General features: G+C 42.0%; 7 protein-coding genes. 1 reads left to right on the top strand and 6 read right to left on the bottom strand.

The window, feature by feature from the left end; genetic code table 11:
• Positions 1 to 70: 70 nt before the first annotated feature.
• From BLR53_RS01420 to BLR53_RS01405, 4 genes are read right to left on the bottom strand one after another with little or no spacing between them, the layout of a single operon-like run.
• The gene (locus tag BLR53_RS01420; RefSeq protein ID WP_051760260.1) at positions 71 to 448 is read right to left on the bottom strand and encodes a hypothetical protein; all 378 of its coding nucleotides are present in this window, start codon (positions 446 to 448) and stop codon (positions 71 to 73) included.
• Positions 449 to 472: 24 nt separating this feature from the next.
• Positions 473 to 1321 (bottom strand): hypothetical protein, encoded by an 849-nt coding sequence (locus BLR53_RS01415; RefSeq protein ID WP_176763499.1) that lies wholly within the window; start codon positions 1319 to 1321, stop codon positions 473 to 475.
• A gap of 21 nt (positions 1322 to 1342) precedes the next feature.
• The gene (locus BLR53_RS01410) at positions 1343 to 2140 is read right to left on the bottom strand and encodes an NIPSNAP family protein (protein WP_074586491.1); all 798 of its coding nucleotides are present in this window, start codon (positions 2138 to 2140) and stop codon (positions 1343 to 1345) included.
• A 44-nt stretch (positions 2141 to 2184) separates the two neighbouring features.
• Positions 2185 to 4533: a mechanosensitive ion channel family protein gene (locus tag BLR53_RS01405; RefSeq protein ID WP_074586490.1), complete on the bottom strand. Its 2349-nt coding sequence runs from the start codon at positions 4531 to 4533 to the stop codon at positions 2185 to 2187.
• Between the two features lie 154 nt (positions 4534 to 4687).
• Between BLR53_RS01405 and BLR53_RS19670 the strand changes: the two genes are divergently transcribed.
• The gene (locus BLR53_RS19670) at positions 4688 to 6619 is read left to right on the top strand and encodes a PAS domain-containing sensor histidine kinase (RefSeq protein WP_083331968.1); all 1932 of its coding nucleotides are present in this window, start codon (positions 4688 to 4690) and stop codon (positions 6617 to 6619) included.
• 82 nt (positions 6620 to 6701) lie between these two features.
• On the opposite strand, the gene BLR53_RS01390 is transcribed toward BLR53_RS19670, so the two are convergent.
• Positions 6702 to 8150 carry a TolC family protein gene (locus BLR53_RS01390; RefSeq protein ID WP_143007796.1) on the bottom strand — a complete coding sequence of 483 codons (1449 nt, stop codon included), beginning with the start codon at positions 8148 to 8150 and terminating at the stop codon, positions 6702 to 6704.
• Positions 8143 to 11295: an efflux RND transporter permease subunit gene (locus BLR53_RS01385; protein WP_074586489.1), complete on the bottom strand. Its 3153-nt coding sequence runs from the start codon at positions 11293 to 11295 to the stop codon at positions 8143 to 8145. Before BLR53_RS01385 ends, BLR53_RS01390 begins: the two co-directional genes overlap by 8 nt.
• Positions 11296 to 11328 lie beyond the last annotated feature (33 nt).

Here is an 11328-nt window from a genome sequence, read left to right as displayed (position 1 = left end):
AGGAATACACCCGCATATCGGATGGTAAAACCACATCCGGCACAGCAAAAATTAGAAATCCTGATTAAAATTAAACGCGCGGCGGCTTGAAGAGCACACCAACCAAAGGATCAGAAAAATCCTGAAAACGGTAAAGCGGATAAGACCGGGAGAAACCATAAGCGGCGGCTTTAACGGCTATTATCCGGGCTGGTTGAAAATATAAAAAATGAACAATTTTAGCGTCTACACTTTTAAAAGGGAGCTGACTATCTCTGTCATCGTCGTCGTCATCCAGATCGGTTCCCCAGTAATGCATGGAGAGAAATTCAGTGAACCTTACTTTGCTGTTCAACTGCTTATGTTCCTGATAATGCTCAATGAGCACAGGAAATTTTGCCAGCTGAATCAGTATATTAGAATCAGTAGCAAATTGAAAAAGCAATAAGAAGAGCAGAAACCTGGTCATGCCCCAAAAGTAGAAAATTTAGTCTTATTTTTTGAACTCATTTAAATTTCTGACCCTGTTGTCAGCAGCACTGGATTTTAACCATAAAATCTGATCCTTATCACGTTCCCACACCAGATTTTGCTGAATCCATGCAAATAGTCCAGAGGGCTTTTTAGGAGCTGAAGCTGGTAATGGCTGTGTATAGGTCTTCCCACTCGGATAATGCACCTGATATAAGGCAGAATTAACCAGGAATACAAGTGTCTGCCGATCTGCAGAATTCATAAAATGCAAACCTTGAATTCGCTGCCCGGGCTCTTGTCTCGCCAATTTATAGACTCTTCCATCCACCCTGGTAACAAAAAAATCATTGTTAATCAGGTATCCCGACCGTCCAATTTCACTTTGTCCCTTGGTAAATCTCGAATCTTGTGGACCTTCCGACCCGCGATAGAGGCTATAAGCTTTCGCCTTTTCACCATCAAGACTTATAATATAAAATGGAGCAACAAGACCGCTGTTATCCTGTAACTGTACTAGAGCAGCAGTATGCTGACTATTAATAAAGCTAGCAAATGCAAATTCGGTAATCAGTTTTTCAGGATTCTTTGCATCAGGTTGTATAGCAAGCGGCTGATCACCCAGATTTAGTTTAAAAACCTGCGGCCCGGTATTCTCTCCAGCAGACGCGTCGGCGTTCGGAATATTAAAAACACGAAGTTCAGATTTTTCATTCTTTTGCGCTTTGAAAACGGTATCAGTTTCAAGAACCTGAGATTGCAGGACTACAGTGTCGACTGAACTTTTACAGGAGAATAATAGTAAACCAAAAGATACCAAAATATAACGGGAACGTAGAAATAGCATAAATAAAAGACAGATAGGATTCAAAAAAAGCAATTTAATAAAAAACTATAAATCGCTGTACGCAGCGGGACTTAAAAATGTAATATCAACAACGGCAACGTTATTTTGATACTCGGGTAATGTAGAAATCTGCTTCCATTTCGGATCTCCGGAAAATGTTTTCCAATGCTCATCCCTGGAAGTACGGTCTGCATATACAGTCATATACATGAGGTTGGGCATGCGGCTCCCCGCGATTACTTCTCCATAGAACATCGGATGACTGTCAATCCTTTCAAAAATTTCCATCTCGTCTTTATCAAACATTGCGACTTTATTCCGGTAAAGTTTGTCTGAAGTACTTTCATAATTCCTGAGTTCATAAATCCGGTTCTCCTTCGGCCCCTTAAGCTCAGGCTTTTTCCATACAGGCATCCCGGTAAAAGCTTCCATCAGGATAACTTCTTTACGGATGAAGGCAGGCTTATTATAAGCAGCATTTACAAAATTGCTACCGTTTTTGATCAATTCCCCGTCTAGTTCCAACCGCTTATTAATTTTCAAAAGCTCATCCAGTGAATTAAAAGCAGTAAGCACATAAATTTTCTTGACTGCAGCCGTATCAATTCCAAATGTCTTAAAAACCCCAACCTGGCTCAAACCTGCCCGATGCGCTGCAGGCAGGTAGGCATCAGCCAAAAATTGGTCAAGTTCTTTTTCCTGCATTTGGTCTTTTACATGAAACACCTGTAATTGATAAAACTGGCGCTTCGCCGAAGATGCAGAAGCTGAAAAATTAAAAACAGTGAAAAATAAAAGGATTAAGCCTGAAAAACGCAGGGCTTTCAAACGGGACGATGTCATATAAATACTTGATTAAAAGGTTTCAGCATAAAGATATACAATGATTAAAGAATTTTTACACCTAAAGTTTTAAACTGCGCAAGTAATGCCGTGAACAGCTGACTTTTGAAATTAGCTTCCTGATATACGCTGTTTACCCATACCATCACTTTCAATTCCACAGCGTCGGCAGTGATCGCATTAACCAATACTTCAGGAGCAAGCCTTTTAACAATTACCGTCGACTTCTTAACCTCGGACTCAATGAGCTTGCGAAGCATATCCAGATCTGTCTCATTACTTACTTTAAATAAAAGTTCTGTTTTAAGGTAATCGTTACTCAAAGTCCAATTGACCACCCGCCCTGAAAGCAGGTCTCCGTTGGGAATAATAACTTCAGAACCCTGCGCCGTAAGCATTTTACTTGACCTGATACCAATATCTTGTATCTTACCTTTTTTTTCTGCTAGTTCGATATAATCACCTATACGAAATGGTTTCTCAAAAATCAGAATAATCCCAGAAACGAAGTTATTGATGATATTCTGCATACCCAGACCTACACCTACACCAAAAGCACCTAGCATAACAGTTAGTTTATCTACTGGAATACCCGATGCCATCACTGCAAAAAGAAAACCACTTACGATAATCAGTAATCTGAACAGCGCAAGTTTGGAGCTCTTGGGTTCTGTTTTGCCGGCGAAAGTCAGATTGTTTCCTGACCAAAGTAAACCCACATACTTCTGTAGCAGATTAGAGATATAAATGATAATTACAAAATAAAGAACATTGCTCAACTGGTAGCTGATACTGCCGAAACTCCTGCTTTTAGTAAGTACCTGTTCAATAAAATTATAGACCCCGGAAGCGATTCCCAGATTGATCAAAAAGACAAGCATCCAGAGTAATATAGCCAGACCAGTCAGCAATTTGTAGAAGGTAGCTCTCGATTTGGCAATGTTGATTCTGGAAAACAATCCATTACTGCAGGCACTGATCCTGATCTGAATCTCAATTGCTTCGATGACCACTTGAATAAATACGGCGAGGCCTATCACTTGGGTCAGGCCGATAATAGCGGTTATACTGTAAGCTTTTGCCAAGCTTACCCTGCCAAACACATTAAGTAATACAGACAGCACATTAAATATGAGGTATATAATTAACACAGGACGAATGAGCTTCTGATCAAAATTTGCCCTTTGCAACCTCCTGTAAAATACAACGCCCAGGTACAGCGAACCTAAATTGAGAATAAGCAGCCATAACCGCATCCATATAGCACTATGTACTACCACAGTAGTGAGAATGACTATCATATAAAGTACGACACTCAATAGCCAGTGTTTTAATTCTTCAGGTTTTACTTTTTTCCAGAAATAGGCTGTGAGCACCAGTAGCAAGAAGAATTGATTCAACTCAATATAAAATGCCGGTGACTCCGGTTCAAATAAGGGTGTAAGATTAAAAAGAAAAATTAATGACGCTAGTATTGGATACCGGTTCAGGTAGAGCAGGTTAACCTCTCCTATAGCCTCCTTCAATTCCGGGGAGGAAACTTTTTTCAAATTTCTGTAAACCCATACAAAAAATGCAACCGAGATCAGCAATAGCAGGATCCGGTTATCCCAGGTAGAACGGATAAAGTACTTCACGATCTTATTCTGCCCCTGAAAAGTTGAGTTCAGTAAATCTTTAATGCTGATATCTTCGGCTACGCGTGGCGCAGACCAGATATAAGGGGATTCTTTACCTAATTGCGACTTACCTGATATCTTTAACTGTTCATCCAGCATAGCCTGCAGGTTATTTACCCGGCTGGAACTAGCTGAAACATCGGCAAGCAGTGTACTCACCGAATCTAATTCTGTAGCTACCGTGCTTAACCCCAGTGCTAATTTTCCACGGACATCCACAATCTGAGTGGCATATAATTGCCGGTAACTGCTGTCGCCATCGTATTGAGCCAGGGTACTATCTTTACTGAAAGTTTTTAGCCGGAGCTGCTGCGCGAGCAGGTCGTGATGACGTGATGCCAGAAATGACTGCCAGTCCATTAATTTTGCACGGGAGTCTTTTAAAATGAGTCCATAACTCTGGAGACTCTTCATATCCAGCGTCTTATCTTTTGTTTCCAGATCGGCTTCCAGAGGTTCCAAATTCTGTTCCATTTCTTCCAGACCACTCCGGATACGCGCGATGTTAAATCCTTTTTGATTATTGATGTTTACTTCGTCAAGTGTTGCCTGTGCTTTTTGGATTTGGTACAAAACAGTATCCTGAGACGCAGGAAGCGTATCCCTAACCGGAAGAAGCTGGATTTGGCCAAATACTTCAGAGAAATTAAGACTTAAAAGTATAGTGAGTAACAGAAAGAAAGAATAAGGGCTCCTCAAGCGGCGTTCTGACATGGTGTAAATCTATAAACTAATAACTATCAAGATGCAAAATTGGTTTGTAAAATGAAAATTCCGAAGATTTCCACGCTTCCCTGCCTGTCACTAAAACAAGAAAAACCTGATTGTGGCATAAAAATTGGCATAGAAGAGAGCCAAACATGCTCAGATGAATTTACCGAAAGACCCTTTTTTCCAGGCCTTATTTCATACACCAATCCCCAGAATGATCTTGAAAGCCAATGTCCCGGATTTTACGATAATGGCATGCAATCAAGCATTTAAAGAAGGGAAGAATCTACAGGGAAGAGATATTACGAACCAAAGTCTTTGGGACGCATTTGTGCTGGAAAAATCAGATATGGAAAGTCTGAATAAATTCCGCGGGGCGTTAATCAGCGCAGCAGAAAAGAATGAAAAAATCACACTTAAAGAATTCAAATATAGTGTTCCAAACCCCGATGGAACGTTAGAACCACAATGGTGGCATATTGAGATCGTCCCGGTATCGGCTGACGGCACCAAAGTCGACTTCTTACTTTTCAGCACCTACAATATCACAGAACAGTTAATAAATATCCGGGAATATAAAAACAGAGAAATTGGGTATTTACAGCAGCAGGAAAGGCATATAGAAATAAGGCAACTTAACCAAAAGCTGGAAATCAGCGAATCCAGGGCTAAATACCTAATTTCTGAGGCACCTGTAGCGATAGGCCTGTTGTCCGGACGGGATATGATCGTAGACTCCGCTAATAATAAAATGCTGGAGATCTGGGGTAAAAATGAATCAATTATTGGACTCCCTGTGCTGGAGGCACTTCCTGAAATCATAGGCCAGTCCTTTCCCGACATCCTAAATGAGGTTTATACTACGGGCATCCCCTATTATGGCAATGAGAAGATGGTTGTTTTAGAATATGAAGGGGAACTCAAAGAAGTCTATCTCAACTTCGTCTATCAGCCAATGACTAATCAGGCGCACCAGGTAGACCATATTATGGTTGTTGCTGTAAATGTAACTGAAACTGTGCTTTCCCGTAAGTCAATTGAAAGAGCAGAAGAAATGCTGCGCCTGGCAATTAACTCCGCCGCACTGGGCACATGGTACATTGACATTAACACCAGGGATTTCATTCCTTCAACGAGGATGAAAGAGTTTTTTGGCTTCGAAGAGTCAGAAGAAATGACCTACGAAGCTGCAATGCAGCAAATTGAACAACCTTACAGAAATCTGGTTATTCAGGCTGTAGAGGACGCGATTGCGACCGGCACTAATTTCGATATTGAACATCCGGTTAAAGGTCGTAATGACGGAAAGTTGAGATGGCTTAAATCTACCGGAAGATTATATCCTGAGGAGCAAGGCAAACCGGCGAATTTCTCAGGAACCATACTCGAAATTACAGAAAGAAAACAGGACGAACAGCGAAAGAATGATTTTATCAGTATGGTAAGTCATGAATTAAAAACACCCCTGACTTCTCTAACTGCGTATATCCAGCTCCTATTAAATAAGGCAGAAAGGCGACAGGATGATTTTGCAGTAAACGCATTATCCAAAGCAAACCAGCAGGTTAAAAAAATGGCTGTTATGATCAACGGATTTCTAAACGTCTCAAGAATAGGATCTGGTAAAATTTATCTGACTACACAGGAATTTGATTTTTCTGCACTGGTTAGCGAGGTTCTTAATGAAATGCTGCTTTTTACTAATACACATAAGTTTATCTTTATACCCTGTCCTGAGATTATTGTGTCTGCAGACAGGGACAAAATCGGGCAGGTGATTTCAAATTTCCTAAGTAATGCCGTGAAATACTCGCCCGCCGGAAAAGATATAACCATCAGCTGCTCTCTAAAAGAAAAACAGGTAGAACTACAGGTTAAGGATCATGGAATAGGTATTTCAATATACGATCAGCAGAAACTTTTTGAACGATTTTACCGGGTAGAGAACAAACACACTGCACATATCTCAGGCTTTGGCATCGGTTTATACCTTTGTGCTGAAATTATATCCCGCCATCAGGGGCAAATATGGGTAGAAAGTACCATCGGAAGTGGCTCGGAATTTCACTTCAGCCTGCCGCTGAAGTGAATCAAGTCTGAAAATTAAAAAAGAGCCCTGCGCGTTAGCGACAGGGCTCTCCAAAACAAAACTAAAAAAACTATTTTTAAAATCAGACGCCCCCGATAGACCTGAACAGACTTATCAGCGCAGTTCCTGAAGCCTTCTTCATCCGTACAAATTCCACTTCAGCATCAAGTACACTTCCCTGTGCAACGATAACTTCCAGATAACTTGCATATCCTGCGAGATAAAGGTCGTTGGCCGTAGAGAGTGCTTCCTTTAATTCCTTTACCTGTCTTTCCTTCAACAGCATAGCCTGATGGTAATTATCCATTGCACTTAACTGTGTGCTCACTTCCTGATAGCCCTGTAATAATTTCTGCTGATAGTTATAATATGCATTTAACTGGGCAGAGTTTGCCTGACTGAATTCGGTCTTTATAGCCGCTCTATTCAGCACAGGTGCTGTTAAGCCACCCAAAAATCCAGATGCTAAGGAGCCCGGAGAAAATAGTAAAGGCAATTTAAAGGCATTGTACCCGGAATATGCCGTTAGTGTTAGCGCTGGCAGCATTGCTTTTCTTGCTGCATAAATGTCAGCTTTAGCTGCTTTCAGTTCCAGTTCAGCTTCGCGGATATCCGGACGGGATAACAATACTGTAGAAGGCAGGCCCATATGAAGTCTTTGCGGGATTGCCACATTAAGCGTATTAGTATCTCTGGCAATCTTTACCGGATATCTGCCCATCAGCGTATTCAGTTCATTTTCTGTTTCTTTCTGAGACTGTCTAATTTCATATGCCCTGCCTTTAGTTCCCATTAACTGAGCCCTGAACTGACTTACGGCCAAAGCTGTAGCCCTTCCGCCAGCTAACTGCGCTTCTATGATCTCCACTCCTTTTTCCTGCAGTCTTATGTTTTGCTGTAAAATATGGGCTTCCTTGTCCAATGTCAGCAATTCAAAATACAAAAGTGCAACCTGACTGACCAGCTGGGTCTGGTACCACCGCTGCCCTTCTTTACTAGCCAGATACCGAAGAAAAGCAGCTTGTTTTCGCTTATTTAGCTTACCCCATATATCTAACTCCCAGGAACTTCTAAAGCCAGCAAAGAAATTCCCGGTGGGATTCGGGATATTTCTTTTGCTGTCAATATTCGGTGAAAAGTTGGTATCATAATTTCCCACCCCATCTATGGTGTATTTACCAAACTTATCAAGTCCGGCAGACAGATCGGCTTGTACTGATGGCAGTTGTCTGGATCTTGCAAGTCTCAGATTTGCTTCTGCGACATTAATGCGCTGCAACCCTGTTTTCATCTCATAATTGTGCAGCATAGCAGTATCAATCAATTCCTGAAGACGCTGATCACTAAAAAGCTCCTTCCAGCTGAGACCGTTCTGCGTGGTATCCGTCTGCCCTTCAAAGGCTTCTGGTATAGCCTGATGTCCGGTTAGCGCACTTTCTTTCATTCCTCCACAACCTGTGAGCAGTAAAAGTAGCATCAGGCTGCCCGCCATGCAGGACTTGTTCCATGTTTTAAAATTGATTTTATACATGAGCAGTAATTTCTTTTAGAGGTTTCTTTTTCTTGTTTTTATGCTGTTCCAATGCAGCGAAAATGGCGTAAAGGCCGGGGATCAGGAAGATTCCGAAAATGGTACCGAATAACATTCCCCCAACCGATGCAGTACCGATAGAACGGTTACCCAAAGCTCCTGCACCCGAAGCAAGGCATAATGGGATCAGACCAGCGATGAAAGCAAAGGAGGTCATCAAAATTGGTCTCAACCTGGACACTGCCCCTGCAATCGCAGATTCAATTACAGTGGCCCCTTCCTTCCTTTTGAGCTCCGCAAATTCGATAATCAGAATTGCATTTTTCCCCAGTAAGCCGATTAACATGACCAGCGAGACCTGAGCATAGATGTTATTTTCCAGGCCAGCGAATTTCAGGGTAAAAAATGCCCCTGCAATACCCGCCGGCAAAGACAATAATACCGGAAGCGGCAGTAGAAAACTTTCATACTGTGCGGCAAGCAGCAGGTATACAAAGACCAGACAAACTATAAAAATATAGACTGCCTGATTACCCGAAAGAATCTGTTCTCTGGTCATCCCTGACCATTCGATACTGAACCCCCTGGGTAATTTTTCTTTCGCAATCCTTTCCACAGCGGCAATCGCTTCACTACTGCTGAAACCCGCTGCAGCATCACCATTGATCATCGCAGAAGTATACATGTTATACCTGTTAATCTGTTCCGGACCATATATTCTTTCCAGGCTAATAAAAGAAGAATACGGCACCATCTCCCCCATACTATTCTTCACGTAGAGCAATAACAGATCTTCTGGTTTACTCCGGTATTGTGGATAGGCTTGTAACATAACCTTATACATTTGTCCAAAACGTATGAAATTGGTCGCGTAATAACTACCGATCAGGGTTTGCAGATTGCTCATCGCATTGTCTATAGTTACCCCTTTCTGAGCAGCCGCATCCTGATCTATATGAATCATATACTGCGGGAAAGTCGGATCGAAACCGGTAAATGCTCCAGCTATTTTTTCATCAGCACGAAGTGCGGCAACAAATCCATTAGTAATTTCTGCAGTTTTATTCAAGTCCTCTCCCTTATTTTTGTCGAGTAAGCGTAATTCAAACCCTCCGGCATTTCCGAATCCAGGTACTGTTGGCGGAAGAAAGTATTCAATTGTAGCGTCGCTAATACCTCCGGTGGCTTTCTGAAGCTGCTGTATCAGCTCATCTACGGATTCTTCCCTTTGATCCCAGGCTGTCAGGTTTATCATGGCCATTCCATAAGAAGCACCGGATATTTCACTCATTAAACTGTAACCGGCCAGGGTACTCACATTTTCCACGGATTTAAATCCTTTGATCTTTTCCTCAAAATCGATCAGAACCTTTTCAGTCCTTTCTACCGTAGAACCCGGCGGAGTGGTTACGTTGACATAGATCATACCCTGATCTTCTGTAGGTATAAATCCGGAAGGTAATATTGAGCTTCCCAACCAGGCAGCAAAACAGAAGAACACAAATAAAGCAATGGTAACCGGTTTACGGCCAACCAATGCAGATACTGTTCCGGCAAATTTTCTTTCTGTTCTGTCGTATCCCTTATTAAAGCGATTAAAGAATTTACCCATTAAGCTCTTTTTGGGAGACGAAGGATCATGCGGACGCAATAAGATAGCGCATAACGCAGGAGTAAGCGTGAGCGCGTTAATACCGGATATAACAATTGAGATTGCCAATGTCAATGAGAATTGCCTGTAGAACACGCCGACCGGACCGGAAAGAAAAGCGACCGGAATAAATACCGCCGACATAACTAAAGTAATCGCTACAATTGCTCCACTGATTTCACGCATGGCTTCAATCGTCGCTTCCATAGGCGGGAGATGCTTTTCAGCCATTTTTACATGGACCGCCTCAACCACAACTATCGCATTATCTACCACGATGCCAATAGCCAATACCAATGCAAACAAGGTGAGGATATTGATCGAGAAGCCCAGCACCTGGAAAAATGCCATTGTTCCAATCAAAGCGACAGGTACGGCCAGTGCCGGGATTAGTGTACTTCTGAAATCTTGAAGAAAAAGAAACACAATAATAAAAACTAGTATAAATGCCTCCACAAGTGTTTTAACTACTTCGGAAATACTGGCATCCAGGAACCGGGATACATCATAAGCATAATTATATTCCATTCCGGGTGGGAAACTCGTCTCTTTCAGTTCCGCCATTTTGAGTTTAATCTGTTCGATAACCTCGCTCGCGTTGGATCCAGGCCTTTGTTTAATCATAATAGAAGCAGAAGGCTTACCATCGGTTCTGGACACCATATCATAACTCATGGTACCAAACTCAATATCTGCAATGTCCTTCAGGCGGACAACCGCACCGGTTTCATCTGCCTTAAGTACGATCTTTTCATAATCCTCCTCTTTATTAAATTTACCTCCGTATTTTAATACATACTGTTTAACCTGCGTATCCTTTCCTGAATTTTCACCGGCTACCCCAGGTGCGGCTTCGATATTCTGTTTGCGAAGCACGTCAATTACTTCTTCTGTGGAAATATTGTGAGATAACATCCGGTCTGGTTTGAGCCAAACACGCATAGAATAGTCCCTGGAGCCCATAATCTGCACAAAGCCTACACCATCAATCCTTTTTAATTCCTGAAGGATATTGATGTCGGAGAAATTATAGATGAACTCCTCGTTCATATCTTTGTCAGAACTGGTTACATTCAGATAAAGCAACATGCTGTTAACCTCTTTTTCTGTAGTCACACCAGCCTTAATAACCTCTTCTGGTAATTCATCCAGAACGGTAGTTACTCTGTTCTGCACGTTTACGGCTGCCTGATCGGGATCTATTCCCACATCAAAGAAAACCTGGATTAGTGTTACCCCGTTATTACTGCTCACGGAGTTCATATAAGTCATGCCCGGCACACCATTAATTGCCCTTTCAAGCGGTGTAGCGACGGCTTTTGCACAGACCTCAGCATTTGCACCATTGTAACTGGCTGTCACAACAACTGAGGGCGGTACGATGTCCGGAAACTGGGTAATAGGTAATCTGAATAAAGCGAGCAGACCCAGTAAAATAAAAATCAAGGAAATCACCAGTGAAAGCACTGGCCTTTTTATAAAGTTTTCAACCATCTCGGAAAAAAATAAATGCAGCAGCCATCCCCC

It is taken from the genome of Pedobacter antarcticus (genome assembly GCF_900103515.1).
GTDB classification, from domain to species: domain Bacteria; phylum Bacteroidota; class Bacteroidia; order Sphingobacteriales; family Sphingobacteriaceae; genus Pedobacter; species Pedobacter antarcticus.
Note: the sequence above shows the minus strand (reverse complement) of the source record. Positions and strands in the feature narration are given on the sequence as shown.

Excerpts from the sequence above, each read along its gene's own strand:
- BLR53_RS01420 (WP_051760260.1), bottom strand. The coding sequence starts at position 448 with ATGACCAGGTTTCTGCTCTTCTTATTGCTTTTTCAATTTGCTACTGAT.
- BLR53_RS01410 (WP_074586491.1), bottom strand. The coding sequence starts at position 2,140 with ATGACATCGTCCCGTTTGAAAGCCCTGCGTTTTTCAGGCTTAATCCTT.
- BLR53_RS01405 (WP_074586490.1), bottom strand. The coding sequence starts at position 4,533 with ATGTCAGAACGCCGCTTGAGGAGCCCTTATTCTTTCTTTCTGTTACTC.
- BLR53_RS19670 (WP_083331968.1), top strand. The coding sequence starts at position 4,688 with ATGAATTTACCGAAAGACCCTTTTTTCCAGGCCTTATTTCATACACCA.
- BLR53_RS01390 (WP_143007796.1), bottom strand. The coding sequence starts at position 8,150 with ATGTATAAAATCAATTTTAAAACATGGAACAAGTCCTGCATGGCGGGC.
- BLR53_RS01385 (WP_074586489.1), bottom strand. The coding sequence starts at position 11,295 with ATGGTTGAAAACTTTATAAAAAGGCCAGTGCTTTCACTGGTGATTTCC.